The 25,944-nt window shown below is 52.4% G+C and carries 24 protein-coding genes; 15 read left to right on the plus strand and 9 right to left on the minus strand.

Going from position 1 to position 25,944, the window contains the following annotated elements:
- Window positions 1–39: 39 nt before the first annotated feature.
- Window positions 40–2,640: a bifunctional aconitate hydratase 2/2-methylisocitrate dehydratase gene (gene acnB / locus BST81_RS23010; RefSeq protein ID WP_075600887.1), complete on the minus strand. Its 2,601-nt coding sequence runs from the start codon at window positions 2,638–2,640 to the stop codon at window positions 40–42.
- A gap of 123 nt (window positions 2,641–2,763) precedes the next feature.
- Window positions 2,764–3,666: a 2-carboxy-1,4-naphthoquinone phytyltransferase gene (gene menA, locus BST81_RS23015; protein ID WP_075600861.1), complete on the minus strand. Its 903-nt coding sequence runs from the start codon at window positions 3,664–3,666 to the stop codon at window positions 2,764–2,766.
- A 378-nt stretch (window positions 3,667–4,044) separates the two neighbouring features.
- On the opposite strand from menA, the gene BST81_RS23020 reads away from it, so the two are divergent.
- The 4 genes from BST81_RS23020 (at window position 4,045) to BST81_RS23035 (ending at window position 8,208) form a co-directional block, all read left to right on the plus strand.
- Window positions 4,045–5,358 (plus strand): isochorismate synthase, encoded by a 1,314-nt coding sequence (locus BST81_RS23020; protein WP_216351432.1) that lies wholly within the window; start codon window positions 4,045–4,047, stop codon window positions 5,356–5,358.
- A gap of 84 nt (window positions 5,359–5,442) precedes the next feature.
- The gene (gene menD / locus BST81_RS23025; protein ID WP_075600863.1) at window positions 5,443–7,239 is read left to right on the plus strand and encodes a 2-succinyl-5-enolpyruvyl-6-hydroxy-3-cyclohexene-1-carboxylic-acid synthase; all 1,797 of its coding nucleotides are present in this window, start codon (window positions 5,443–5,445) and stop codon (window positions 7,237–7,239) included.
- 136 nt (window positions 7,240–7,375) lie between these two features.
- The gene (locus tag BST81_RS23030; RefSeq protein WP_075600864.1) at window positions 7,376–7,810 is read left to right on the plus strand and encodes a hypothetical protein; all 435 of its coding nucleotides are present in this window, start codon (window positions 7,376–7,378) and stop codon (window positions 7,808–7,810) included.
- Window positions 7,811–8,007: 197 nt separating this feature from the next.
- A complete protein-coding gene (locus BST81_RS23035) occupies window positions 8,008–8,208 on the plus strand; it encodes a cation transporter (protein WP_075600865.1) in 201 nt (66 codons plus the stop codon).
- A gap of 181 nt (window positions 8,209–8,389) precedes the next feature.
- Here BST81_RS23035 and ribD read toward each other — a convergent pair whose 3' ends face one another.
- Window positions 8,390–9,535, minus strand: a complete 1,146-nt coding sequence (ribD, locus tag BST81_RS23040) for a bifunctional diaminohydroxyphosphoribosylaminopyrimidine deaminase/5-amino-6-(5-phosphoribosylamino)uracil reductase RibD (RefSeq protein ID WP_363080715.1) — start codon at window positions 9,533–9,535, stop codon at window positions 8,390–8,392.
- Between the two features lie 71 nt (window positions 9,536–9,606).
- On the opposite strand from ribD, the gene BST81_RS23045 reads away from it, so the two are divergent.
- From BST81_RS23045 to ctpB, 3 genes are all read left to right on the plus strand, one after another.
- On the plus strand, window positions 9,607–9,924 hold the full coding sequence (locus BST81_RS23045; RefSeq protein WP_363080717.1) for a hypothetical protein: 318 nt from the start codon (window positions 9,607–9,609) through the stop codon (window positions 9,922–9,924).
- 212 nt (window positions 9,925–10,136) lie between these two features.
- Entirely contained in the window at window positions 10,137–12,536 is a 2,400-nt protein-coding gene (locus BST81_RS23050) for a tetratricopeptide repeat protein (protein ID WP_075600867.1), read from the plus strand.
- Between the two features lie 490 nt (window positions 12,537–13,026).
- Window positions 13,027–14,334 carry a carboxyl-terminal processing protease CtpB gene (ctpB, locus tag BST81_RS23055; protein WP_075600868.1) on the plus strand — a complete coding sequence of 436 codons (1,308 nt, stop codon included), beginning with the start codon at window positions 13,027–13,029 and terminating at the stop codon, window positions 14,332–14,334.
- Between the two features lie 54 nt (window positions 14,335–14,388).
- Here the strand turns inward: ctpB and BST81_RS23060 are convergent, their stop codons facing one another.
- Together BST81_RS23060 and psb28 are read right to left on the minus strand one after the other, a co-directional pair.
- On the minus strand, window positions 14,389–14,907 hold the full coding sequence (locus BST81_RS23060) for a MogA/MoaB family molybdenum cofactor biosynthesis protein (protein WP_075600869.1): 519 nt from the start codon (window positions 14,905–14,907) through the stop codon (window positions 14,389–14,391).
- 10 nt (window positions 14,908–14,917) lie between these two features.
- Window positions 14,918–15,253: a photosystem II reaction center protein Psb28 gene (gene psb28 / locus BST81_RS23065; protein WP_075600870.1), complete on the minus strand. Its 336-nt coding sequence runs from the start codon at window positions 15,251–15,253 to the stop codon at window positions 14,918–14,920.
- A gap of 145 nt (window positions 15,254–15,398) precedes the next feature.
- On the opposite strand from psb28, the gene BST81_RS23070 reads away from it, so the two are divergent.
- The 4 genes from BST81_RS23070 to BST81_RS23085 all read left to right on the plus strand — a co-directional run bounded on the left by BST81_RS23070 (window position 15,399) and on the right by BST81_RS23085 (window position 17,816).
- The gene (locus BST81_RS23070) at window positions 15,399–15,740 is read left to right on the plus strand and encodes a hypothetical protein (RefSeq protein WP_075600871.1); all 342 of its coding nucleotides are present in this window, start codon (window positions 15,399–15,401) and stop codon (window positions 15,738–15,740) included.
- Between the two features lie 63 nt (window positions 15,741–15,803).
- Entirely contained in the window at window positions 15,804–16,178 is a 375-nt protein-coding gene (locus tag BST81_RS23075) for a YtxH domain-containing protein (protein ID WP_075600889.1), read from the plus strand.
- 20 nt (window positions 16,179–16,198) lie between these two features.
- Window positions 16,199–16,843, plus strand: a complete 645-nt coding sequence (locus tag BST81_RS23080) for a DUF948 domain-containing protein (protein ID WP_075600872.1) — start codon at window positions 16,199–16,201, stop codon at window positions 16,841–16,843.
- Between the two features lie 79 nt (window positions 16,844–16,922).
- The gene (locus BST81_RS23085) at window positions 16,923–17,816 is read left to right on the plus strand and encodes a DUF2927 domain-containing protein (protein WP_075600873.1); all 894 of its coding nucleotides are present in this window, start codon (window positions 16,923–16,925) and stop codon (window positions 17,814–17,816) included.
- 14 nt (window positions 17,817–17,830) lie between these two features.
- Here BST81_RS23085 and BST81_RS23090 read toward each other — a convergent pair whose 3' ends face one another.
- On the minus strand, window positions 17,831–18,805 hold the full coding sequence (locus BST81_RS23090; protein ID WP_075600874.1) for an aldo/keto reductase: 975 nt from the start codon (window positions 18,803–18,805) through the stop codon (window positions 17,831–17,833).
- Window positions 18,806–18,905: 100 nt separating this feature from the next.
- Here BST81_RS23090 and BST81_RS23095 point away from each other — a divergent pair, with 100 nt between their 5' ends.
- The gene (locus BST81_RS23095) at window positions 18,906–19,268 is read left to right on the plus strand and encodes a hypothetical protein (protein WP_075600875.1); all 363 of its coding nucleotides are present in this window, start codon (window positions 18,906–18,908) and stop codon (window positions 19,266–19,268) included.
- 41 nt (window positions 19,269–19,309) lie between these two features.
- On the opposite strand, the gene hpnH is transcribed toward BST81_RS23095, so the two are convergent.
- Window positions 19,310–20,332 carry an adenosyl-hopene transferase HpnH gene (gene hpnH / locus BST81_RS23100; protein WP_075600876.1) on the minus strand — a complete coding sequence of 341 codons (1,023 nt, stop codon included), beginning with the start codon at window positions 20,330–20,332 and terminating at the stop codon, window positions 19,310–19,312.
- Window positions 20,333–20,392: 60 nt separating this feature from the next.
- Window positions 20,393–21,382 (minus strand): hopanoid-associated sugar epimerase, encoded by a 990-nt coding sequence (gene hpnA, locus BST81_RS23105; protein ID WP_075600877.1) that lies wholly within the window; start codon window positions 21,380–21,382, stop codon window positions 20,393–20,395.
- Between the two features lie 522 nt (window positions 21,383–21,904).
- Between hpnA and BST81_RS23115 the strand changes: the two genes are divergently transcribed.
- Both BST81_RS23115 and BST81_RS23120 read left to right on the plus strand, forming a co-directional pair.
- Complete coding sequence (locus BST81_RS23115; protein ID WP_075600879.1) at window positions 21,905–22,765, plus strand: phytoene/squalene synthase family protein; 861 nt, start codon at window positions 21,905–21,907, stop codon at window positions 22,763–22,765.
- Between the two features lies 1 nt (window position 22,766).
- Complete coding sequence (locus tag BST81_RS23120) at window positions 22,767–23,627, plus strand: ferritin-like domain-containing protein (RefSeq protein ID WP_075600880.1); 861 nt, start codon at window positions 22,767–22,769, stop codon at window positions 23,625–23,627.
- A gap of 82 nt (window positions 23,628–23,709) precedes the next feature.
- Here BST81_RS23120 and BST81_RS23125 read toward each other — a convergent pair whose 3' ends face one another.
- The gene (locus tag BST81_RS23125) at window positions 23,710–25,137 is read right to left on the minus strand and encodes an NADP-dependent isocitrate dehydrogenase (RefSeq protein ID WP_075600881.1); all 1,428 of its coding nucleotides are present in this window, start codon (window positions 25,135–25,137) and stop codon (window positions 23,710–23,712) included.
- 416 nt (window positions 25,138–25,553) lie between these two features.
- Between BST81_RS23125 and BST81_RS23130 the strand changes: the two genes are divergently transcribed.
- The coding region (locus tag BST81_RS23130) for a response regulator (RefSeq protein WP_143780462.1) at window positions 25,554–25,944 on the plus strand (391 nt) is incomplete at its 3' end.

The raw sequence follows: 25,944 nt of genomic DNA on the forward strand, positions 1-25,944 counted from the left end.
CGCAGAGTTCTCAGCGTCTCCGCACCTCTGCGGTGCATCCTACCTTACGGGCATGCCCAGGATATCTTCGATTCGGGGCATGTCTTCGATCGGAATCACCCGCCCTTCATCCTCAAATCCAGCGATCTGATCGAAGTTCAGATACCGATAGAGGTCAGCCGCGAAGGGATCAATTTTGCTCCCCACAATTTTTCGATATTCCTCCACCGTGGGGATACGGCCCAGTAAGGCACAGGCTGCCGCCAGTTCTGCTGACCCCAGATAGACTCTGGCTCCTTTCCCCATTCGGTTGTTGAAGTTGCGGGTCGAGGTCGAAAATACCGTCGTGTTGTCCCCCACACGGGCCTGATTCCCCATGCAGAGCGAACAACCAGGGACTTCCGTTCGGGCTCCCGCCACGCCAAAGGTACTGTACATCCCTTCCTGCTTCAGCTGATATTCATCCATCCGGGTCGGGGGTACAATCCAGAGCCTCACTTTCGCGGGCGGCTCCCCTTCCAGCACCTTCGCCGTCGCCCGGTAATGACCGATGTTGGTCATACAGGAACCGATGAAGACCTCATCTACCGGGTCCCCAGCCACTTCGGACAGCAGTTTGACATTATCGGGATCATTGGGAGCGGCTACGATCGGCTCCGTAATCTCGTTCAGGTCAATCTCAATGATTTCGGCATAGTCCGCATCCGCATCAGCGGTCATCAGCACCGGATTCTCCAGCCACTGCTCCATTTTGGCCACCCGGCGCAGAATCGTGCGGGCATCCTGATAGCCTCGCGCCACCATATTCTTGAGCAGAGCCACATTCGATCTCAGATACTCCGCCACCGTCTCCTCGCTCAACTTGATGGTGCAACCAGCACAGGATCGTTCCGCTGTCGCATCAGTCAGTTCAAACGCCTGCTCCACCTTCAGGTTCGGCAGCCCTTCAATCTCCATAATCCGACCGGAAAACACATTCTTTTTGTTCTCCTTGGCCACCGTCAGTAGCCCCCTTTGCATCGCCACATAGGGAATCGCATTGACAATGTCCCGCAGGGTAATCCCCGGTTGCAGTTTGCCCTTAAACCGGACCAGTACCGATTCAGGCATATCCAGGGGCATGACCCCTAGCGCGGCAGCAAAAGCCACCAGGCCAGAACCTGCCGGGAACGAGATTCCCAGAGGAAAGCGGGTATGGGAGTCGCCCCCTGTCCCCACCGTATCCGGCAACAACATCCGGTTCAGCCAGGAATGAATGATCCCATCCCCTGGTCGCAGGGCAATGCCACCCCGGGCGGACATAAAATCTGGCAGGTCCTTGTGAACTCTGATGTCAGCCGGTTTAGGATAGGCCGCCGTATGGCAGAAGCTCTGCATCACCAAATCAGCACTGAAGCCCAGACAAGCCAGTTCCTTCAATTCATCGCGGGTCATTGGCCCAGTCGTGTCCTGAGAACCCACGCTCGTCATCAGGGGCTCGCAGGCCGTGCCAGGACGCACCCCCGGCAACCCACAAGCCTGACCGACCATCTTCTGGGCCAGGGTAAAGCCCTTACCGGTGTCTACGGGCATTTGGGGCCGGGTAAAGAGCGGACTGGGTTCCAACCCCAAAGTCATGCGGGTTCGATCGGTGAGGGAGCGGCCAATAATCAGGGGAATCCGGCCTCCGGCCCGAACTTCATCCAGAATCGTCACAGGCTGAAGGGTGAAAGTGGCGATCGTGGCCCCCGCCTCATTGGTGATCTTGCCCTCGTAAGGATGGATCGTAATCACCATGCCTGTTTCCATCTGGGTCACATCGCACTGGATGGGCAGGGCTCCCGAATCCTCGGCTGTGTTGAAGAAAATGGGCGCGATCGCACCCCCCAGGATATAGCCCCCCGATCGCTTGTTAGGCACAAAGGGAATATCCTGCCCGATATGCCAGAGGACCGAGTTAATCGCCGATTTCCGGGAAGAACCCGTGCCCACCACATCTCCCACGTAGGCCAGGGGATGTCCCTTCTGCTTCAGCTCTGCGATCGTGGCCAGGGCTCCCGGTAGCCGACTTTCCAGCATCGCCTGGGCATGGAGCGGAATATCGGGACGGGTGGCGGCATGCAGGGCTGGGGACAGGTCATCCGTGTTAGTCTCACCGGGAACCTTGAAAACCGTCACCTGAATCGTCTCGGCCAGGGCTGGACGATGGGTGAACCACTCAGCCGCCGCCCAGGAATCAATCACCTGTTTGGCATAGGGATTGGTGGCCGCCAAGGCATAGATGTCGTTAAAGGCATCAAACACCAGCATGGTTTTGCTGAGCCCCACCGCCGCCGCTGCAGCCAGATCCCCATCCCCATGGCTGAGTAAATCAATCAGCGCATGAACATTGTACCCCCCCATCATCGTCCCTAATAGCCGCACTGCCTCCAGTGGCGACACCAGGGGACTAGTCACTTCCCCCTTGGCCACTGCCGTCAGAAAAGACGCTTTAACATAGGCTGCTTGATCCACGCCAGGGGGGATACGATCGCGCAACAAGGTCAGTAAGATCTCTTCCTCCCCTGTCGGGGGCTGCTTCAGCAGTTCACACAGGTCAGCAGTCTGCTGAGGGGTCAAGGGCAGGGGGGGAACACCCAGAGCAGCACGGTCCGCAACATGTTGACGGTAGGCTTCAAGCATTTCTAAAAACTCTCCAAACATCAGCACAATCTTCAGGGTCAGTCCACTTCGGTGGAGTAGGGGAGATATTCCCACTTTGAGTGGAGTCAGACCGCCAATCTGTCACGCAAGATACGGACAGAGCTAGGGAGACAGGATGAACCCCAACCCGAGAAATAGACCACTCCAGAAATGCAAGGCAACGGCAATAAACTTGCAGTTACTGACCCGTTCCGGCTGATCATGATAGGTCAGCACATGACGACACAACTTTACGGCAACTGGCACCGTTACCAACATCCCCAGGGTAACCAGAGGAAAGAGCTTCAGGAGGACGGCCCCAAGCAGCAGGATATAAATGAAACCACAGATCCAGGGTAACAATTGGGCCGATCGCTGGGTTCCGAGGCGGACGATCGGAGAATATTTCCCGGCGGCCAGATCATCCTTGACCTGGTGAAAATGAGAGCAAAATAGGATCAAACTGGTCGTCAGGCCAATGATCACCGAGGCCACCAGATTCATGGCAGACCAATGTTGTACCTGGCTATAGTAAGCAGCTGAAACTGCCAGAGGACCATAGGCAAAAAAACAGAGCACTTCCCCCAGGCCCTGATATCCAAGGCGAAACGGCGGCCCCTGGTACATATAGCCGAGGGCACAACAAAGGCTGATGATGCCCAGGACAGTCCAATCTCGCTGCCACCAAGCGATCGCCAGAATCGCCAGGACTCCTAACACCAGGAAACCATTGCCGATCCAGAAAATCAGCGGCTGGTTTCCTGTTAGATTGACCAGGGAATGGGCTTTATTCTTGTCTATCCCGGTATCGGCATCATACACATCGTTACTCAGGTTACTCCAGGCCACAATCAGAATCGCTGCAGCCAGAAATGTGAAGAAAGTCTGGCCGACAAAAGTGCCCGTTTCAGCCAAGGCAACGGCAGTTCCGGTCCAGATGGGGATGACTGCGACGCTGTACATCGGAGGCTTGATGGCCGCCAGCCACAATCTGCTCCGGGAAGAATCCACTGACTTCGTTGTCATTCTGAAAAAGCCGTTCCGCAAAATTCAACCACTGAAAGCGTAATAATTTTACGATGAACTGGAGGTCAGAATCGGTTAATGATCTTAAAAGCCTCCCTCATCATCATCACCCAACAGCAGGAAACTCCTGTTCCTGGGCTGATCAATAAGGACTTCAGGCCCCTGTTCACTGGTGGAGGTTGCCTGACATCTTTCACTGAATGTTTAAGCTTTGCTCTTTAATAATCTCCTAAATTGAATTGCATGCCGACAATCCCTTGTTGCCCAAACCTGTTTCAAAATGCGCAGGATCTCCATCAGTTTCTGCTGACTTGCAAACAAACGATCGCTGATCAAAAGGGCAGGCAAATTATTAGCATTTCGCTAGAAGTTGATCCAATGGATCCCCTGGCTATTTTGCATTCATTGCATCCAGTTGAGCAACCCCATTTTTACATTGAAAGTAAACATAAAAAAACCAATTTTATTCATAGAGATTTTGATGGTTCCATCTTGGCGATCGGCATTACAGCCGCAGCAGAAATTGAAGGTGTGAATCGGTTTCATCGCGCCAAAAGTTTTATTGACAACTGCCTGAGTGAAGTCATTACATCGGGCAATTCAGAATTACCCTTTGCTGGTCCCCATTTCTTCTGTAGCTTTTCATTCTTTAATGAGAAAACCGATCAGATGGCGACCCACGTTCCAGCAACCATCTTTCTTCCCCGCTGGCAAATCTCCTGCAGCCAGGGAATTTGTGTTCTGGTTGCTAATTTAATCATTACCTTAGATCTGAATCTTAAAACTCTGATTGATCAGGTCCAGACAGAATTCCAACTCATCACTTCAACTCGATATCAGGTCCCTGAAATCTATAGTCACCACCGCAAAACTGTGGATTGGCCAGACTCCATCCACACTCATAATTTCAAGGCTGCAGTGCTCTCTGCTCTGCAGGCTATTTCAGATCAGCATCTGGAAAAAATTGTCCTGGCCCATGCGATCGATATCACCGCATCCAAGCCCTTCAATCTCATCCATTCCCTCCATAACCTGCGCCAGCTTTACCCCGATTGCTACGTTTTTTCGATCAATCACGGTAAAGGGCCAACCTTTATTGGGGCCAGTCCAGAACGCCTGGTGAGTGTCTTTAATCAAGAGCTGGTGGCAGATGCCCTGGCTGGGTCCGCTCCCCGGGGCAAAACCAGGCTGGAAGATAGTACTTTTATGAGTGATTTACTGGTGAATCGCAAAGAACGCCATGAACATCAACTGGTCATCCAATTCATCACCCAATGCCTGCAGCACCTGGGTTGCCAGTTACGCCGTTCCCAGGTGCCTCATCTGCTACAACTGTCCAATATTCAACATCTGCGAACCCTGATTCGCGCCCATGTCCCGCCTGGGGTACACCTGCTAGAAATTGTCAGCCAGTTACACCCCACACCTGCCGTCGCCGGACTGCCCCGGGAAATGACCTGCACCTATATTCGCCAACTGGAAACCTTCGATCGTGGCCTCTATGCCGGTCCCCTGGGCTGGCTGGATCACCGGGGCAACGGGGAATTTATTGTGGGTATTCGATCGGCCCTGGTCCAGGACCGGCAGGCTCGATTATATGCCGGTGCAGGGATTGTGCAGGGATCGGACCCCGATCGGGAACTCTCCGAAATTCACCTGAAACTCCAGGCCATCCTCAATGCGCTGGTTTAAGTTCGATTCCCCCTCCCCCTCTCACGGCTCTATGATTTTCCCTGCATTCTCATAGACGCGATAAATCGCGTCTTTATGTGATTCATGACCCTTGATTTTCGGAATACCAATACTCTTTGGGCTTCTATTCTGGCAACGACCCTGGAACACCTCGGCCTGCTACAGGTCATCATTTGTCCTGGCTCTCGCTCTGCTCCCCTGACGATCGCTTTCACTCAACAACCCAATCTCACCAGCATTCCGGTGCTGGATGAGCGGTCTGCCGCCTTCTTCGCCCTCGGGTTAGCCCGCCAGTCCAGAAAACCTGTGGCCCTGGTCTGTACCTCCGGCACCGCAGGAGCCAACTTCTATCCCGCTCTGATTGAAGCCCGGGAAAGTCGGGTTCCCCTGCTGGTGCTGACCGCTGATCGACCTCCAGAAGCCCGCTATTGTAACGCCGGTCAGGCGATCGATCAGCAGAAGTTGTTTGGCCATTATCCCAACTGGTTTGTTGAGCTTGCCCTCCCTAGCCTGGACCCCACCCTGCTAGCCTACCTGCGCCAGACCCTAGTTCACGCATGGGAACGTGCCTGCTGGCCTGTTCCTGGCCCTGTGCATCTGAATATTCCCTTTCGCGATCCCCTGGCTCCCCTGCCCGACCCCACCTGTCAGGCCATGGAATCCCAGTTCCAGCCTGATTTGTTTTTCCAGGGGATAGCTTCCCCGCATCCGGTGGCCCCAGGCCCCAATGAGATCGAGCCATCACTGCTCCTGCAATGGCAGAGCTGCGATCGGGGGCTGATTATTGCCGGTATCGCCCAGCCTGCTGACCCCAAAACCTACTGCGCCACCCTGGGCCGACTGTCCCAACAGTTGGGCTGGCCTGTTCTGGCTGATGGCCTGTCTCCCCTGAGAAATCATGCCGATCTCAATCCCCATTTGATTACCACCTATGATCTGATCCTGCGCCATGGCTCCCTCTCAGTCTTGCTGGCCCCAGAGATGGTGCTTCGGGTGGGGGAAATGCCGACCAGCAAAGTGTTACGGGCCTGGCTGGAGCAGACCCAGCCCCAACAATGGGTCCTGGATGCTGGGGACCGTAACCTGGACCCCCTGCATGGCCGCACTGTCCATTTGCGGATGCCCCCAGACTCACTCACAAGGCTTCCCCTGGAACCACCGGCCCCTCTCACTTCCTATCTGAAATCCTGGCAAACTGCTGAAGCAAAAGTACGGCAAGTTCTGGATGCCACGCTCTCAGCTGAGTCGGGCTGGTTTGAAGGGAAAGCGGCCTGGCTGTTGTCCCAACACCTCCCGCCAGGCACCCCCCTGTTCGTCGCCAATAGTATGCCGATCCGGGATGTGGACTTCTTCTGGCCTCCTTCCAATACCGCCATTTCATTATTCTGCAATCGGGGAGCCAATGGCATCGATGGCACCCTATCAACTGCCCTGGGCATAGCTTATCAGCAACAAAGCGCCGTGCTACTCACGGGTGATCTGGCTCTGTTACATGACACCAACGGCTTGCTGCTGCAGCCTCAATTGAGAGGGCATTTGACCATTGCGCTGATTAATAATCGGGGGGGAGGTATTTTTGAATCCTTGCCCATTGCCCGATTTGATCCACCTTTTGAAGACTTTTTTGCCACGCCTCAATCCGTCAATTTTGCATCCCTTGGTGCAGCCTATGGCGTAGAACACCATATTGTTCAATCCTGGGAGGAATGGATCAACTGGCTGAATCCACTGCCTGCTACAGGCATCCGCATTCTGGAATTACAGACAGACCGAAAAGCAGATGCCCAATGGCGGACCACCCAATTTGCTACCCTCACAGCAACAGGATTAGATGGATTGGCCTCAATTCTTTCCATTAGTACAGACAATCATTGCGATTAGAAAATTCAGCCCCTATTGATCAAGAATTCCTCGTATAATTTCTTCTTAAGAATCTTTGAATCAAGGAATATAAATTTACAAAAAACTATATTCCTTATCAATTTGTAATCACTTCATTAATAGGGTTAAACGGTCTATGACTAACACTGCAACAGCTGACCGGCAAGATGAGAAAGACGATAAAAAGAATGGTCAGGACAATCAGGCTGGGAAAGGATCTGAAGTAACCAGTCTGGCTGTTCGCAGCGAGAGCGCCAGAACTCATCACATTGTCCCCCTGCCCAATAATCGCCCGATCACCCGCAGCCTGACCCGATACCTGGAGGTAAGCTCTCTACCTGGTGGGCGTCCGATCTCAGTCAGCAGCTTTGAGGTGGTTGCCTATCTACCGGGCCACCGTCCGATCGCCGCAACCACCCACAAGTATGTCACTTCCGACACCCTACCAGGTCATCGTCCCGTCTCTGTCGGGACGCTCCACTACGATCACAACAACTTGTTACCCGGTGGACGCCCGATCGCATCTAACACTGATCAGGCCACCAGCACTCTGATTGGTTATCTGGACTAGGATGGCAATTGGGTTGCTCTTCTAAGTTATGGATTGGATGGGAAGCTCTGGAGCACCTGCAGCATCCTCCGGCTGCAATTGCGGCCTGCCCATGCTAGTGACGGCTGTGATCGGGTTGGGAGTCAATACCACTAACGCTCTGCTCTTACATCAGGATACCCACTTCGACCTGAATCTCCGGGGGGGCCTTCCTGCATATGGTGGCAGATGCCGCTAGCTCAATTGGGGTGATCCTGGCCGCGATCGCCATCTGGATCCTGCACTGGCTCTGGGTCGATGGGGTAATGAGTCTCTTTGTCGCCAGCCTGATCGTGGTAGGGTCGGTCCCTCTGGTGCTACAGAGCCTGAATATTTTGCTGGAAAAACCATCAGGGCATTTGGATCTGGCCCGCTTGTAGACCCTGCCGGAGCAACAGGAAGAGGTGATAGCAGTAGAGGATTTGAAGGCGTGGACTGTAGCCCTGGGTCAGGGCATCCTCTGTGCCCATCTTACCGTCACACCCCAGGATGGTAGAGCCCGAGATCCCCTGCTATATCACCTGCAAACCCTGATTCGACAGGAATTTGCCATTCCGGAAATTATTCTGCAACTGACGGCCCCACTGCCCGCTGTGGCGTCAGGTAACCCGTTATCTGATAGTCTGGACCGATTGCTTGGCAATGAACCCGCTCCAGGGATAGGGCCTGAGTCATCTGGGTCAACCCCAGATCGCCGATCGGGGAAGGTGCTGTAGCCCCACCAATGATCTTGGGTGCAATAAACGCCAGAACTTTCTGGATACATCCTTCGGCGATAGCCTGGGCTGCCAGCATCCCCCCACATTCCCAAAGCACCGACAGGCATCCCCGATCGTAAAGATGCGCCAGAGCCTGCGCTGGGGTGAGGGGGTCTAGTTCCAACACCGTCACACCCTTTTGCTGCAGGGCTTGTTGCAACTCTGGATTTTGTCCCGGCCTGGTCAAAACCAGGGTTTCTGCAGTCTGGGTCTCCCACAGGTGGGCTGCCGCTGGTAAATCTAGCGATCGACTCATCACCACCCGCAGGGGATTATGGTCGGCAACCCCATGGGTGGTCAGGAAGGGATTGTCCTGCCGCACTGTATTGCCCCCCACAATCACCGCCTCGCAGGTGGCTCGCAGATGATGCACCACAGTCCGGGCTGCTGGACTGGTAACCCAGGCGCTGTGGCCCCCAGGGGCAGCAATCTTGCCATCCAGGGTCATGGCATACTTGAGGAGGCCAAAGGGCCGCTGATATCGCACCCGATGGACAAAAGCTTCGTTTAAAGTCTGGCAGGCTACTTCTTCGACCCCGACAACCACTTCAATCCCAGCTGAGCGTAAGCGGTCAATTCCACTCCCAGAAACTCTGGGGTCCGGGTCCACCATGCCTAAAACCACTTTCCGGATCCCCGCTGCAATCACAGCTTCGGAACAGGGGGGGGTGCGGCCATAATGGTTGCAGGGCTCCAGATTGACATAGAGGGTGGCCCCTCTGGCTTGAATTCCGGCTTGTTGCAGGGCAAAGACTTCGGCATGGGGCTGACCCGCGCCAGGATGAAACCCTGACCCAATCATTCCCCCATCCTGCACGACCACGGCCCCGACCAAAGGATTAGGAGCCGTTTTGCCCAGAGCCTGACGGGCCAGCTCCAGGCAGCGTTGCATCCAGAATCGATCGTCTTCCCCCATGGATCCCCCACTGAACCCTGCTTTTACCGTCAATCACTGTATCCTGAAACACGTGGAGACTTCTTCCAGTCCAGCATAGAATTTTAATAATGGTTTCAGGGGTTATGACAAAAAGCCCCCTGGTCAAAATTCAGGTTTGGGGAATTAACGTGGCAGAGAACTCCGGCAATCTCGATAAGGACCGTTTCCTGTACCCAATCGGTCGCTACTACGGCCAGTTTACGCCAGAGCAACTGGCCTTTAATGCCAATCTACAGGAATTCGCCCAGCGGGTTTCCATCATTTGTGGCCTAGAAACAGGTGGAAAAATCCCTCCTGGAGCTGCTTACGAACAGATCAAAGAATTATGGAATGACTTAAAAGAATCCAAGCGCAATTTGATCGATGGGCAGGAAGATACTCACCCTCCAGAGAATCCTTAACCTGCCATCGAGGGGATGACCTGCTCTCTTTTGATGAAAATCCCCGACCATTGAGGTCGGGGGGCTGCTTTCTTTAACAATCCTCAGACGTGGATCGATCAAAAATTTAAATCTTTTAAATCTATAGTTGTGTCCAGCAAGTCCTGATGATTTGTTCAAACACCTGAAAACCTAGTTAAGGTGCTGCTCCATACCCGAATCCTGCCTCTTCCATGGCAGTCGGCTCCCTTACCAGCAGCCGAGTAGATGTCGTGAAAAATCGTCCCTGGCTAGAAGTCTCGGAAAATGTTCTTCTCTTTACCACTGGCGCAGGCTCAGTTGTATCAATCCTGTCTCAACAACTGGCCTACACTGCTGCGCCCCTCTCCCTGTTCCTCTTACTCAACCTGATGAGTCGGCGTCGGTTTGAACAGTTGACCCAGCAGACCACAACCGCTAGTCTGGCCCAACTGGATCAACGCTTCACCAACGACCTGACAGCAGTGCGCCAGCAGGTCCTTTCTCTGCCCAATTTGCTGGATCTGACCGGGTTGAAAAAAACCGTGTTAAAGAAGACCCAGGAAGCGATCGCAGACTTGCATCGGGAAATAGGCAGACGGATTGATGCGTTCGAAGAACAGGGAATTGGCCGCATCCATCGGGAACTGGGTCAGCTACAGGACCAGTACAATACCCTGGCCGAAGCTTTAAATGGGGTGACCTCCTATCTGCATCGTCTGGCCCCTTTGAACCGAGTTGATGCCTTGGAGCAAGCCGCCAACCAAATCCAGCGGGAATTTGCCCAATTACAGGTAAATCTTCAACATGTGGTCAATGAACCGAAAGTCAATCTCAATCCACTCCAGGACCAGATTAATCACCTGAATCGTCGTCTCAATAATCTACCACCGCCCTTCGATTCCACTTCTCTCCGTCAAGATATTGATTCCCTGATTCGTCTGGTGGGTGATCTGGTCCCCCGTCGAGAACTGGCGCGGATTGCAGTGGATATTGATCAAATCCAGCAACAGCAGAAGAATGTGGAACAAACTGTGGCACCGGTCAAGCTGGCAGTCACCATCTTTAAGCGGCAGTTGGAGGAAATCAGCCGTAAGGTCAGAACCGAGGAGACACTCTCCCAAACCAACGACAACAAGCAGGGGAATTTAATCCGAGAAGTCCAGGATCGAATTACGACCCTGGAGCAAAAGTTGGAACAACTTCCCCTGGCGCTGCAACCCGCCATCCAGGAAACAGACTCGCTCCGCCATTTGTTAGATGCCAGTGCTTTTCAAATGCAGTTGGAAACCCTGGTAGGGCGGTTGGACAAAGTGGAAACTTACCTCACTGGCATTCACACGAACCATAGGGTCCACCCGGAAAAGGCTCAAAATGGTCAGTCCCATCATCCTGGTTCTGATGATTTATATGCACCTCGCTACAATCTGGTCTTTGCCGTCAAAGATGCTGACAGTAAACCAGATATCCAGGGAGAGGGGGTTGCTGGCAGTCGGACAATTCTGGAGGAAGTCCTGCAACAGGCACGCCATCACTTAATTGTGGTCTGGCCCTGGCTGAGTGAAACCAATTTTGATCACGCCCTGGTGCAGAAGTTTAAGGACTTTCTGGACAATAAAGGAACAATTGAAATTGGCCTGGGGCATCTGGGCAGCACCTATCAAAGCCGACAACCCCGCTGCATCGATTTACAGGGAGCAGCCAGTTCCTTGGAGGAAGGCTTTCTTTTTGATGCCTTAAATCAGCTGACACAGTTAAAACGTCAGTATCCCAAGCAGTTTAAGTTCAAGATTCTGGGCACCGATGAAAACTTCGTCGTCTGCGATCGCACCATGGCTATTCTGGGAGTTCATAACATTGCTACCTCCAGCGCCGTCTTTCCCAATCTGGAGGTTGGGCTTCGGACCACAGACAGCCGGGTCATCCAGGGGTTGATGCATCGCTTCGAAGATCCGGCGATCGATGGGAGTGATGCGATCGCCTACTTTAATCGGGCCACAACTCGCTCCGAATTGGGGGATAAGCAAGGGGCGATTGCAGACTACACCCAGGTGCTTCAGGTCAACCCCAAAGATGATGTGGCTTACAACAATCGGGGGCTGGCTTACCATAGCCTGAATCAAAAACCAGAAGCCCTGGCAGATTTTGCCCAGGCTCTGCGGATTAATCCCTACAATGCCGCTGCTTACTGTAATCGGGGGCTGATGCAGGCAGAACAGGGCGATGGTGCTGCAGCCATCCAGGATTACAACCGGGCAATTCAGGTTGACTCAGAATTTGTCATGGCCTATTTCTATCGGGGACTGACCCAAACCCGCATGGGCAATAAACTCGCAGCGATCTCAGATTACAGTATCGCCCTGCGATTTAAGCCCAACTTTGCCCTGGCCTATTTCTATCGAGGGTTGGCCTATACCCGTACGGACGATCGTCAGGCTGCCATTGATGATCTTCTCCAGGCAGCCCAACTCTTTGCCCATCAGGGGAACAAAGCAAACTATCACAAGGCCCTGGATATGGCACTCTTGATTTTCGAGAAGGTAGGGGGCAACTTGAGCCTGGAAGCGCTGAATCATCCGCTCCTGCAGAAGCACCTGGTCCGGCAGAAATCTTGAGAAGTTTGTCCGGAATCGTTCTAATCGGAGGTGTGTGGGTATACTGAGAACCAGATTTGCTGATCACATTAGCCTAGATTGAATAGGTCACTTCTTAAAAGTGGCATACTATAAGTACTTTTCGATTGAGAGGATTGGGTATCCTGAGGGGTAACGCTTTCAAGAGCCAGTTATTTTTCCAGATATAGGACTTTTATAACCCTCTTGCCAACGATTAATACGTTATAGTTCTTAGCATTTAGCGTGATCGCGCTGTTGCTCTATTTAATTATCGCGATACCGTTAAGCAACATTTTCATGTCATGTGAGAGTAGTGCTTGATCGCTGTTTGATTGATCACTATGGGATTGAGGGCTTTTGAATCACCTGCTGCGGATTTAATTTTGGCAGATTCTGGTTCCTGAGCGACTCTGGCTGTTTTCCCTGATCTGTTCGCTCCTGGCCGTCTTTTTCTCATCATCAACTCCTAGCGTATTCATGGTTTGAACCGATGAAATTTTTCTCCAGACGCCCCAATTTCTTCCAGACCGCTTTGCTCACGGGAGCAGTTGTCACCGCTACAGCCCTTCATTTACCTGGGACTAAAGCTCAGGCGACTTTTCAGGATAGTCCCAAAGTGGTTGTGGACGAAGCCTGGCAAATTGTTAATCGGGACTATGTTGATGGCTCGTTTAACAAGGTCGATTGGCTGATGGTCCGACAGCGGCTGCTGAGCGTTAATTACAATTCCCGGGAGGAAGCCTATAGCGCTATCCGAGAGGCGTTGGAGAAGCTGGGTGATCCCTACACCCGATTCATGGACCCGAAGCAGTATCAGTCCCTGACCAACCAGACCCGAGGCGAACTATCTGGAATCGGGATTCGTCTGGAGTTGAACGAGCAAACCCGCATGTTGACAGTTGTTGAGCCCATCGACAACTCCCCGGCCAGCAAAGCTGGCATTCGCACGGGCGATCGGATCTTGATGATCGAGAACCGTCCCACCCAGGGTATGACCGTCGAGGAAGCCTCCAGCCTGATCCGGGGTGAAGTGGGAACCAAGTTAAACCTGCGTCTTCTCCGGGAAGGTGCAGGCGAAATTAATCTGACCCTGACAAGAGCCCAGATCGAGCTGCCTACGGTCAGCTTTTCCATTCGCCAGGAAGGACAGGAAAAAATCGGCTACATTCGTCTGAGTGAATTTAGCAGCCACGCAGCTGACCAGATGCGGCGAGCCATTAATGAACTTCAGAATCAGAAAGTGGATGCTTTTGTGCTCGATCTGAGGGGCAATCCAGGGGGACTGCTCCAGGCCAGTATTGAAATTTCCCGCATGTGGGTGGATACCGGTTCGATCGTGCGCACAGTTGACCGACGGGGCAGAAATGAGGAAATGAAGGCCAATCGCACTGCCTTAACGAATTTACCCCTGGTTGTTCTAGTGGATGGCAACTCGGCCAGTTCCAGTGAAATCCTGACTGGGGCTCTGAAGGACAATGGCCGAGCCATGGTTGTTGGCAGCCAGACCTTTGGTAAAGCGCTGGTTCAATCCGTTCATCCCCTCTCCGATGGATCGGGGCTAGCTGTCACAATTGCTCACTACTACACCCCCAAAGGCACAGACATCAGCAAGAAGGGAATTACCCCAGATGTGACCATTGATCTGACTGACGCTCAGCGGCAAGTTTTGGTCACTAATCCTAAACTGATTGGGACTCGGGAAGATCCTCAATATGCACGCGCAGTCACAGTCCTGCAGACTACTGCCTTGACAAGGCCTAACTTCAACCAATCCGCCAGACAGAGCAACACCAACTAATCTCAACAACCATTCATCCCTTGAACAGGGCGCGATTAAATTGCGCCCTGTTTTTTATCCTCCCCTTAGTTGGGTGACCAGATGGGCCAGTTCAGGCAAAATCAACTTTTCCATTGCCAGACGGACCGCACCCGTAGAACCAGGAATTGAAAAGATCAACTTTTCTCCATAAGTCCCCGCAACCGCCCTTGAAGCCATGGCTCTGGAGCCAATCTCCTGATAACTGAGCCAGCGAAAGAGCTCTCCAAATCCGGGCAGGGTTTTCTCCAGTAAGCCGACGATCGCTTCATAGGTCGTGTCCCGGGGCGCAATCCCTGTTCCACCATTGAGAATCACAGCCTCTATTTGCAAAGCCTGACTCAAGCTGTGTAGTTTCTCCTGAACCGGGGTCGGCTCATCGGGAAGCACCTCATAAAACCCAACGCCATGCCCCCCCTCGATTAAAAGACTTTGAATGAGCTGTCCACTTCGATCGGTTGCCACCGTACGGGTATCACTGATCGTCAAGACCGCACAAGTCACTGCACGTCCGGAGCCATCTGGGTGGGGCTGAGGCGATGAAGGGTGTTGCATAGTCCGCTCGTTACGACTGGGTGAAGCCCAGACCTTTTTCCTCGGCATAGCGCTGCATAAAGCGCATAAAGCGATCCCAATCTTCGACAGACTTCATCACATAGGTCGCCTCCAAAGCGGCTGGCTGACCATTAATGAACTTGGCTTTCACCTCCCGCGTCACCAGTTCGCCTTCTTCATCCAACAGATACATCCCCGTCACATCCTCCGTACTGGTCTCACTGAGGGCACGGGGATTTTCAAAGTAGAATGTTGCTGCTCCATTACTGCCGTCACGGGAACGAGTCAAACGCACGTCAGGGATAACGTCCTCCGGAATCCCTCTAGAAAACTGAATTTCAGCCATACAATTATTAAGTTTGTTGCGATTTATTGAGTATTTCTCATCATCGCATCATATCTGCAGGAGATCAAAAGTGATTTATTCAGTACACTTGCCCCTCCAGCCTGGACTAAAATGAATTCCATACTGGAGTCCAGAAATTCTCTGTATGATTACGGCAATCATTGCTACCAATGTTGTCATTGCCCTTGCCTGTTTCTATCTAGCCTGGAAAATTTGGCAGATGAAGGGATTTCTGGCCAGGGCGGCCAATCGGCTGACTGCCTATGAACGGGCAACTCGCCGAGGGCTGGCTGTTTCTCCGCCAGCAATCCTGTGGGCCCAGCGGGGAACCTACCAGCTCAGGCAACGCTATCGAGGGCTGGAACCCCAAGTCGAAAAGTTGCGGCAGGTGCTGCTGCTGCTGGGATGGGCATCAGGGTGGTGGAGCCAGATGGCAAGAGGAAACCGTAAAAGTTCCATCAAAAAATATTCGAATAAATTGTCATGAGTTACGGCAGTAAGTGGCTCAGATGGATTAATGTGGAATCAACAGAAAAGGTTAGAAGCTGAAATGTCGAGTAATCGTGCAGGCGCATTCATGGGTGGTTTTTTAATAGGAGCAGCCGTAGGGGCAATCACTGGCCTGTTGCTAGCTCCTCGGAGTGGGCGCGAAACACGACAGTTCCTGAAAAAGTCTGCGGATGCACTACCCGAAATTGCTGAAGATTTATCCACCAGCGTGCAACTGCAGGCCGATCGGCTCTCTGAATCTGCTCTGCGCAGATGGGATGGCACCTTAGTTCGCTTGCGAGAGGCGATCGCCGCCGGGTTAGAAGCTAGCCAGGAGGAAAGTCATACTCCGACGGACAGTCCTACTGAGTCTTCAGGCTTGAATCAGCCACCCCAGCTACGCACCCTACGCGACTCTTCCAGAAAACCTCGCTGAGGCATAATCAGGCAGCGCTTGTGATTGATCCTGTCTTTTTTCTTGGACTTTCCATTCTACTGGTTGCGATCAGTCTCACTGCCGTTCTGGTTGTGCTCATCCCTGCTGTCCTGGAACTGGCAAGGGCCGCCCGCAGCGCTGAAAAGCTATTCGACACCTTAAGCCGAGATCTCCCGCCCACCTTAGAGGCCATTCGCCTGACGGGTATGGAAATCAGCGATTTGACTGATGATATGAGTGAAGGCGTCAGAAACGCTGGCCAGGTCGTTAAACGGGTGGATCAGAGCCTGGATGGAGCTAGAAAACAAGCCCAGCGAGTCCAAGTTACCACTCGTAGTGTCTTTGCAGGGGTCAAGGCAGCCTGGCGCAGTTTCACACGCCCAGCCCCAGGCAAGCCTGCCAACCGCCGCTCCACTGGACGTTTAGCTCCCAGCTATCGACCTTCCGTTGATTTACCCGCTGACGCTCCTGGCTATCCTGAGTATGATGTGCTCAATGACCCTGGAGAGTCAGGCAACCTGCATAGCGCTTTCGAAAGCAGTGACGAGTCAGAGGAAAATCTACTGTCCCTTGATGAAGTCTGGGCCGATCGGCCAGAGTCCAGGGCCATCTCCCAACACCTCCCCCATCCCTCCCAGCAAGATTCAGAACCCTTGATCGACTGACTGCTAAAAGCTAAATTCCGCCTTAGTATATAAGTACTATTTCTGCGAACTGCCTTGAAAGGCTTCTGCCCAGATTGTGATGCGGATCTTGCTGAATACTCTCACCGATCTGTTCCTGGCTGTCATCCTAGCCTGCGTTCTGATCAAACTAGTTCATGTTCTTCTGCCAACCCTGGATAGGCTGTCCGTACAACCTTTTTATCGGCAATTACAACAGAACCTGAACCGCAATATTCTCCTTTTGAGCCATCATCCATTCAGGCCTGTCAGTTCCACACAAAGCCCCTCCAGGCCAGTTGCCCTGCCACGTCCCCAACCACCAGAATCTGTCTCCCCTCTCTCTGGGCACAATCCGGCGCTGAAGCCCCTCGAATTCACCCCAAAAGAGATCCAGTATTTTCTGGAAGTTGCCCTCGGCAGCGAGTTTGGCAATTCAGAGCCGAAAATCAAAAAATGGGTCGGGCCAATTCGCATCCGAGTCCATGGCACGCCCACCCCAGCCGATCAAGCCACCCTGAATCAGGTCATCACGGAGATCAATCACCTGGTCCCTAGCCTCAATCTGACGCGAGATGCAATCGTCGCCAATCTGGAGATCTACTTTGTCCCAGAGTCCCAATTTATCCGCTATGAACCCAACTATCGGCCCATCAACTATGGCTTTTTCTGGCTGCGATCGCAGCAGTATATTCTGACGCAGGGGAAGATTCTAATCAGCAGTGAGGGCATGACTCAACAGGAACGATCGCACCTAATTCGAGAAGAACTAACCCAGGCACTCGGTCTCATGCGAGACTCTTACCGCTATCCTAAGAGCATTTTCTACCAACCCTGGACCCATACGACCCGATATACCCAGTTGGATGAAGCCCTGATTCGCCTCCTGTATAGACCCGAAATTCAACCGGGCATGAACCGCTCAGACATTCTCAGAGTCCTCCAGACAGCCCGTCCAGGAACAAACATTGATTAATCAGCAAACCCAGTTCATTGAGTTTGAAAGATGTTTTGCACCATTTTGCGATCGACTCTAGCCGCCAGTTGATCCAGTTCAGCGACCTCCCCCGGATCCAATTGCCAACCCAGGGCTCCGATATTTTCCTGCGCCTGTGACAAGGTCTTCGCCCCAGGAATTGGGATGGTTCCTTTCGCCATGCACCAGTTCAGCGCCACCTGCGCCATGGTTTTAGTTCTAGAAGTCGCGATCGCCTGTAACCCATCCAGTAGCGGACGCATCCCTGGCAGAAGCTGACGGAACAGGAAGCCCCGCAGTCCACCGGGCAGCATCTTCGAATCAGCGTACTTGCCGGTGAGTAACCCCAGTCCCAGAGGGCTATAGGCAATCAAGCGAATCCCCAGTTCATCACAGGTTTCTTTCAACCCCAATGTTGTAATCGGATAAGTAGACAGCAATGAGTACTGGACCTGTAACGTTGCGATCGGAACCCCTCGCTGCACAAACCGCTGATGCACCGACCGCAACTGTCTAGGGCCATAATTAGACAGCCCTACCCCCTTCACCAATCCTTGCTCATAGAGATCGGCCAGCCCCTCCAGCAGGGGTCTCTCCTGCCAAGGGGCGTAATTGGCGGTGGACCAGTGCATTTGCACCAGATCTACGGGCCGACCCAGACGATCGGCAGATGCGCGACAGGCCGATCTCATCGCGCTGCGGGTCAAGCGCCAGGGATAGGCTGCCAGTTTGGTCGCAATGCAAATCTGATCTTTGCCCATCCCTTCATAGTCTCGGGAAAATTGGCCCAGCAACAATTCACTGCGCCCAGCCAAACGACCCGTGCCATAAGAATCACCCGTATCAAAGAGGGTGACTCCCTGGCTGACACAACAGTTAAAGACGGCCTGCAACTGCCCATCCATACTTTCGTCATAGCCCCAAAGCAGGCGGTTTCCCCAGGCCCAGGTGCCACAGCCCATCTTGGAGAGTGGAAGTCCCCGGCTCATGATTCTCTCTTCCTTATAATCTTTTTAAGATGAATCGCTGACTCATGACTTCCCTCTTAGGTTAAAACAGAAAAGCAATCCGTAGGTCAGAGGAGTGTCTATGACTCTTTTTTGGGATCGGTACTATCAGCAGAAGCAAATTCAAGATGTAGACTTAAAAGCTAACCGGGCAGCCCATGAAATTGACAGCGTTGCCCAGGATGTTGCCCAGTTGCAGCAACGGGTGGAGAAGCTCTCCCTTGGATGTCAGGCCCTTTGGGAACTCCTCAGAGACCATACCTCCCTCACCGAAGATGATCTGGTGATTAAGATGACCGAGATTGATCTGCGAGATGGCAAGTTGGATGGAGAAATGGGCAAGCAAATTCTTACTTGCCCCAATTGCAGGCGAAATAGTAGCTCTAAACGGCTTGCCTGTCTTTACTGTGGCTACGCCCTCCCTAAAAACCATCTTTTCGGTTAGGGAGTGCATCCGATTCGCTATGGGCGTTTGCGCGCAAGAGTTTAAGTTCCAATTCCCAGCAATGTGCCCACCGATCGACCAATATTCTTAGGCTCCATAGCATCCATCGCCGCAGTCGGCTCATACCCGCAATGCACCATGCAATCGGCGCAATGGGGATTGCCACTGGCCCGCCCATACTGACTCCAATCCGTACTATCTAGCAATTCCTGATAGGTGTTCACATGCCCCTCATTCAGGAGATAGCAGGGTTTCTGCCAACCCAAAACGCTGTAGCTGGGCATGCCCCAGGGGGTACATTCGTAGTCCCGTTCTCCCATCAGAAAGTCCAGGAACAAAGGGTTGTGATTGAAGTTCCAGGCTTTCTGGCCTGCTCTATAGGGAGCCATAATCTCTCGGAACAATCCTCTTGTTTGCTCCCGCTTCAGAAAATGATCCTGATCTGGAGCCCACTCATAGCTATATCCCGGAGATACCATCATGCCATCCACCCCAAGGGTAGCCAGAAAATCAAACAACGCTTGAATTTCTTTCGGATCAGTGCCCTCAAAAATAGTGGTATTAGTCGTGACTCGAAATCCTTTGGCCTTCGCTGCTTTGATCGCCTGAACTGCCGTTTCAAAAACCCCTTTACGATCGACACAGTGGTCATGGAGTTCTTGCAGACCGTCTAGATGAACACTGAAGGAAAAGTAGGGAGAAGGTTGGAACTTATGCAGACTTTTCTCCAAAAGAATTCCATTTGTACAGAGATAAACGAACTTACGTCGTTCTACCAATCCCCGTACAATCTCATCAATCTGGGGGTGGAGAAGCGGTTCCCCCCCAGGAATAGCTACCACTGGGGCTCCACACTCCTCAGCAGCCTTGAAACAGTCTTCGGGTGATAAATTTTGCTTCAAGATTTCTACCGGATGCTGAATCTTGCCACAACCGGTACAGGCCAGATTACAACGAAACAGGGGCTCCAGCATCAGGGTCAGGGCAAACTGAGTCCGCCCTTTCAACCGTTGCATAACCAAATATTTGCCAACTTCAAGAGCCTGTTGCCAGTGAATTCCCATCAATGTCCTCCCACCACTTAAATACTTGTCATGTAATGACCAATGACTAATAACCCATGACTAATCCACATATCCCCGTTCGACAAACCAGGCCACAGCATCTTTCAGTGCGGTCTCCAAGGGCGTTTGGGGCAAACCCAACTCATCGATCGCCTTTGATGCATCATAGTACATAAACTGACCTGCCATCCGCACCCCATCCAACGGAACAGCAGGGGGTTTTCCCAGGGGTGCAAGCAGCCGTTCGTCCACCCAAGCCGCCGCCAAAGGTAACCAAGGGGGAATGGCATAGCGCGGAGCCGGGTATCCAGTCAAATCAGCCAAAGCCTCCAGGAACGCTTTCAAGGAGAGGTTTTGGTGGCCCAGAATATATCGTTCCCCGGATCGCCCTTTTTCCAGAGCCAGGAGGTGCCCCTTCGCCACATCCCGCACATCAATAAAGTTGAGCCCGGTATGAAGGTAACCAGGCATCTGCCGTCTGAGGAACCGCAGAATAATATCTCCCGTTGGCGTGGGCTTGATATCCCAGGGACCGATCGGCGTGGTTGGGTTGACAATCACCACTTCCTGACCAGTTGCCACCGCCTGTCTGGCCTCCTGTTCAGCCAGGAATTTGGATTTCTTATAGTGGCCCACCAGTTTATCGACAGGGCTCTGATACGCCTCATCCACAGGTACCCCCGCAGCACCAACCCCGATCGCAGCCACGGAACTGGTATAAATTGTTCGAGCGATGCCAGCTCGTTGAGCCGCAGCCAAAACATTGCGGGTACCCAACACATTATGGTGATAGAGCATCTCCCGGTCTGCCTGCCAGAGGGAATAATGGGCAGCAACATGGAACAGAACCTGGCAACCTGCCATCTTCCCATCTAAATCTGAATCATTGAGATTTCCTTGCACCAAGGCCACATCTAACCCCTGAAGATTATGGAGCGCACTCCCAGAGCGCACCATTGCCCGAACTCGATACCCCTCCTGAAGCAGCAGGCGAATCAAGTTTGCACCGACAAATCCCGTTCCTCCAGTCACAAAGGCAAGCACTGACATGGTTATCCTCTGTTCTCAGCCGACATTAAGAAAAGCATGAAAATATTTTGATAACTATACAATTCATTAGATTCGTTAAAGTTTTCTGTTAAACGGTATTCCCCTGCCACACTTTCAACAGGTATAGTTGCACTGACCCATTTGCTCGATCGTTGGTATCACTTTAAATCTATGGTGAATTTATGGGTGGTTGCGTTCCCCATCTGAAATCAATGGCAGGTGAGAGGTTCAGTGTTCACGGACACAGACAAAAGACCCACTTTACAAGGACAAATGCAGGGAGGTCATAATCAACCAATTTTCCCATCGGTACTTAGGCCCTACTGCATCAGCCCCCCAGAATGCTATCCGTATCGCTAGGATGAGACTCAAGCCAGTAAAACCATCCTGAATAGCCTGCCATCGTTGAACTGTCATATCGGGAGGTCTTGCCATAGAAAGTTGCTTCCATGCGGATATCAGCATGTTGACATCTGCTCTGTGGCCTCCAGTTTCCGCAACCTGATTTAGAGGAGTGAACTGATGAACTTTCGCAAAAATGCCCTGGAGATCCTGCAGGAGACGAGTCGTACTTTTTTTATTCCCATTAGTCGCCTACCTGAGGGTCTGCAAGAGGCAGTAGCATCTGCGTACCTGTGTATGCGGGCGATCGATGAGATCGAAGACCACCCCGATCTGGACAATGCGCTCAAAACCAGATTGTTGACAATCATCAGTCTGGAACTTCAGTCCGCAGGTGATGATTTTACTGCAGATCACCTGACCCGAGCCCTGGCTGACTATCGCCACTTGCTCCCAGAGGTATCTTATCGGGTTGGAGAATGGGCGCTTCTGGCTCCATCCAGTATTTCCCCCCGAATTTGGGATGCAACAGCCGCCATGGCAGACCGCATGGCTTACTGGGCCGCGATTAACTGGCAGGTACAAACTGAGGCTGATTTAGATCGCTATACCTTTAGTGTGGCCGGTGCAGTGGGGTTGATGCTGTCCGATCTGTGGGCCTGGTATGATGGCACCCGCACCGATCGATATCAGGCGATCGGCTTTGGTCGAGGTTTACAGGCTGTCAACATCCTCCGCAACCATCGGGAAGACATGACCCGAGGAGTCAACTTCTTCCCCGATGGCTGGAGCGCTGAAGATGTCCATGCCTATGCCCGACGCAACCTGTCTCTGGCAGATGCTTATGCTGCAGCCCTTCCGAAGGGACCGGCACTCGATTTTTGCCAGATCCCATTGATGCTGGCCCATGCCACCCTGGATTCCCTAATGCGGGGCGAGGAAAAACTCAGCCGCAGTACTGTTATTGCCTTAATTGAACAAATCACGGCAGCCTCTCGACCCGTACCCGCTGCTGCCGCCGAAGTGAGCATGGAGCGGTGAGATGAAAATTGGATCAACGGAACACAAAGAGCTATTCTGCAAAACTTTTCTAGACAGTCATCGGCAATTTGAGCCCGAACAGTTGCCCTGGCCAGAGATGGATGAGAAGTCATTGCAGCGGCTACTAAGTATTCCTTTTTGGGGAGAAGCAATTCGCATCGAACAGCGAGCCGGATTGATGGTCAGTGCATTTGCAGAAACCATTCAAGATCCGGTGATTCAGGAAGCCATCGCTCTCCAAGGGGTGGAGGAGGCTCGGCATGGACGATTGATCAAACACATGACCGATCGCTATCATTTACAGCCCATTGTCCACCCCCTCGCCCCCATTCCAGCAGACATCAAACCTGCATTCATCAAATTTGGCTACGGGGAATGTATCGATTCCTTCTTCGCCTTCGGACTCTTTGAGCTTGGGCGTCAATCCGGGTTCTTTCCGGAGAGCCTGTTGACCATCTTTGACCATGTGCTGGATGAGGAGGCTCGTCACATCAGCTTCTTCGTCAACTGGATTGCCTATGATCAGGTGGAACAAGGCCTGGGAACTCAACCCATCCCAGCCGCTCTGACCCTCTGGAATTATGGAAGAGCCCTGCTGAACCTGGTCAATTTAATCCGCAGCGCAGCTTCAACCGGCTCTGGCTCAGGGTTTACAGCAACTGGAGGAAATGTCATTGATGTTGATCTGACCCCTGAGAAATTCCTCTCGACCTGTTTAGTGGAAAATACTCGGCGGATGAGCAAATTTGACGATCGGCTCCTGCGGCCCCAACTTCTACCTTCGCTGGGACAGTCTGCCCTGAATGTCCTGAACCTGATACCGGGGCGCAGGCATTCAACCAGCCCTGAGCTCTCTCTCTAAATTGAGGTCGGGCATTGTTGATAAGCCAAATTGATGCAGGGGGCGAGATTATCTCTCGCCCCTTTTACAGTAATGGGCAATATTAAGCACCAAAATAGCGGATGATGGCGTCCGCAAACTCGGAACACTTGAGCGGGGGTTCCACGGGTGGTTCCATCAGGCGAGCCAGATCATAAGTGACTTCCCGGTTAGCAATAGCTGCCCCCAATCCTTTCTTGATCAGGTCAGCCGCTTCCTGCCAGCCCATATACTCCAGCATCATCACCCCAGAGAGAATCAGGGAACCTGGATTAACCCGGTCCAGACCAGCATGCTTGGGGGCTGTGCCATGGGTGGCCTCAAAAATGGCACAGTTGTCTCCAATGTTAGCCCCTGGTCCCATTCCCAGACCTCCCACGATCGCTGCCGCCGCATCAGACAGATAATCCCCATTCAGGTTCATTGTTGCCAGGATGGAGTACTCATCCGGACGGGTCTGGATCTGCTGAAAGATGCTATCTGCAATGCGATCGTTGACCATGATCTTATCTTTCCACTGGCCATTCCCGTGGGTTTCCCAGATTGTGTTCAGGACGGATTCAACCTCCTGGCAAATCTGGGCCTGCTTTTCTGGCGTCAATGCATCATAACCCGGTTCAATCTTACGGGCATTCTCGGCAATCGCCAGATCGGGGGTGCGCTCCCGATTACTGAGAATCCAGGATTCACGCTCGGTCACACATTCCTCCCGAAATTCAGTGGTCGCCAGTTCATACCCCCAATCCCGGAATGCCCCTTCTGTGTACTTCATGATGTTCCCCTTATGGACCAGGGTCACCATTTGCTTGGCTGGCGGCAGCCGCAGGGCATGGCGAATCGCCCGCCGCACCAAGCGCTGCGATCCTGTTTTACTGATCGGCTTAATTCCAATCCCAGAGTCCAGAGGGATCTGTTTTTTCCCGTGCTCTGGAGTCCCTGGAATCAGATCGGTGTTCAGGAGTTGAATTAACCGATCGGCAATCGCACTCCCTTGCTTCCATTCAATCCCCAGGTAAATATCCTCGGTATTCTCCCGGTAAATAATCACATCTAATTTTTCAGGATACCGATGGGGAGAGGGCGTCCCGTCATAGTACTTGCAGGGACGCACACAGGCATAAAGGTCATGAATCTGACGCAGGGCAACATTGAGAGAGCGAATCCCACCTCCGATCGGAGTGGTCAATGGCCCTTTAATCGCAACGCCATACTCCCGAATCGCCGTCAGGGTATCCTCTGGCAAATATTGATAAGTCCCATATTGTTCACAGGCTTCATCTCCGGCATACACTTTGAACCAGTTAATCTGCCGTTGCCCGCCATAGGCTGCCTGCACAGCCGCATCAAACACTCTTTGAGAGGCAGGCCAGAGGTCGATCCCCGTACCATCCCCTCGAATGTAGGGAACAATCGGATGATCAGGAACGATCGGTTCCCCATCCTTAAAGGTGATGCGGTCTCCCATAGCAGGGGGGGTGATTTTTTCGTACATACAATTACCAGTCTTTACTGAAAAAAAGTTACACGAACGGGGATACAAATCGAAAGAATCAGGGGTTCCCCGGTTTCTCTGTTTTCAGGGAATTCGCAAAATCATTATCAATCCCGCGCAAAAATTATTTGAAACTTCAGGATTTTACAGCCGTTTTAAGCGGATATAAGGTATAGGCACCGAGAAGATCGGATTCCTTTCCGGAAGGAATCCTCCTCCCAATTCCTCGACCTCAACCCAACAAAATGAGCTGTGGTGACCATCAATTTGTACCCGCAGCATTCAATGATTGATAGTTTTAATCCTTGAATGCTGCAATCCTGGATACTTTTGATACCTGTCTGACCAAAGAACGCGGGGGGCTGCAGATGAACCCCATCTGCAAGTTGTATCCCTAAGTTAGTGTAGAGTTCCTAATGAAAAAAATCTTAGTCGTTGATGACGATGTTAACCTCCGGAGCAATCTGGCTCAATATCTGATGAGCCGAGGATATCTGGTTCAGGAAGCAGCATCCGGTGTGGAGGGAGTCGTCCTCTTCGAGCAACAGCCCTTTGATTTGATCGTGTCAGATATCACGATGCCCGAAATGGATGGATTTGAATTTTGTCGGCATCTGAGGGCCAATCGAGCCGGTCAGCTCATTCCATTTTTGTTTTTGTCTGGAAGGGAAGAAATTGAAGATCGCATCCAGGGACATGCCATCGGTGCCGATGACTATCTGAAAAAGCCCTTTGAACCCAGAGAACTGATTGCCAAGATTGAGACGCAACTGGAACGATCTCAACGCACCCATGCCGAAATTCTCC

It is taken from the genome of Leptolyngbya sp. 'hensonii', assembly GCF_001939115.1.
Lineage (GTDB): Bacteria > Cyanobacteriota > Cyanobacteriia.

What these genes read in the sequence shown, in the direction of transcription:
- BST81_RS23120 (WP_075600880.1), top strand. Translation starts at nt 22,767, where the DNA reads ATGAAAATTGGATCAACGGAACACAAAGAGCTATTCTGCAAAACTTTT.
- acnB (WP_075600887.1), bottom strand. Translation starts at nt 2,640, where the DNA reads ATGCTTGAAGCCTACCGTCAACATGTTGCGGACCGTGCTGCTCTGGGT.
- hpnH (WP_075600876.1), bottom strand. Translation starts at nt 20,332, where the DNA reads ATGGGAATTCACTGGCAACAGGCTCTTGAAGTTGGCAAATATTTGGTT.
- BST81_RS23125 (WP_075600881.1), bottom strand. Translation starts at nt 25,137, where the DNA reads ATGTACGAAAAAATCACCCCCCCTGCTATGGGAGACCGCATCACCTTT.
- BST81_RS23070 (WP_075600871.1), top strand. Translation starts at nt 15,399, where the DNA reads ATGATTACGGCAATCATTGCTACCAATGTTGTCATTGCCCTTGCCTGT.
- hpnA (WP_075600877.1), bottom strand. Translation starts at nt 21,382, where the DNA reads ATGTCAGTGCTTGCCTTTGTGACTGGAGGAACGGGATTTGTCGGTGCA.
- BST81_RS23045 (WP_363080717.1), top strand. Translation starts at nt 9,607, where the DNA reads ATGACAAAAAGCCCCCTGGTCAAAATTCAGGTTTGGGGAATTAACGTG.
- menD (WP_075600863.1), top strand. Translation starts at nt 5,443, where the DNA reads ATGACCCTTGATTTTCGGAATACCAATACTCTTTGGGCTTCTATTCTG.
- BST81_RS23020 (WP_216351432.1), top strand. Translation starts at nt 4,045, where the DNA reads ATGGATCCCCTGGCTATTTTGCATTCATTGCATCCAGTTGAGCAACCC.
- BST81_RS23035 (WP_075600865.1), top strand. Translation starts at nt 8,008, where the DNA reads ATGGTGGCAGATGCCGCTAGCTCAATTGGGGTGATCCTGGCCGCGATC.
- BST81_RS23030 (WP_075600864.1), top strand. Translation starts at nt 7,376, where the DNA reads ATGACTAACACTGCAACAGCTGACCGGCAAGATGAGAAAGACGATAAA.
- BST81_RS23075 (WP_075600889.1), top strand. Translation starts at nt 15,804, where the DNA reads ATGTCGAGTAATCGTGCAGGCGCATTCATGGGTGGTTTTTTAATAGGA.
- psb28 (WP_075600870.1), bottom strand. Translation starts at nt 15,253, where the DNA reads ATGGCTGAAATTCAGTTTTCTAGAGGGATTCCGGAGGACGTTATCCCT.
- BST81_RS23050 (WP_075600867.1), top strand. Translation starts at nt 10,137, where the DNA reads ATGGCAGTCGGCTCCCTTACCAGCAGCCGAGTAGATGTCGTGAAAAAT.
- BST81_RS23060 (WP_075600869.1), bottom strand. Translation starts at nt 14,907, where the DNA reads ATGCAACACCCTTCATCGCCTCAGCCCCACCCAGATGGCTCCGGACGT.
- BST81_RS23085 (WP_075600873.1), top strand. Translation starts at nt 16,923, where the DNA reads ATGCGGATCTTGCTGAATACTCTCACCGATCTGTTCCTGGCTGTCATC.
- BST81_RS23095 (WP_075600875.1), top strand. Translation starts at nt 18,906, where the DNA reads ATGACTCTTTTTTGGGATCGGTACTATCAGCAGAAGCAAATTCAAGAT.
- BST81_RS23090 (WP_075600874.1), bottom strand. Translation starts at nt 18,805, where the DNA reads ATGAGCCGGGGACTTCCACTCTCCAAGATGGGCTGTGGCACCTGGGCC.
- ctpB (WP_075600868.1), top strand. Translation starts at nt 13,027, where the DNA reads ATGAAATTTTTCTCCAGACGCCCCAATTTCTTCCAGACCGCTTTGCTC.
- menA (WP_075600861.1), bottom strand. Translation starts at nt 3,666, where the DNA reads ATGACAACGAAGTCAGTGGATTCTTCCCGGAGCAGATTGTGGCTGGCG.
- BST81_RS23115 (WP_075600879.1), top strand. Translation starts at nt 21,905, where the DNA reads ATGAACTTTCGCAAAAATGCCCTGGAGATCCTGCAGGAGACGAGTCGT.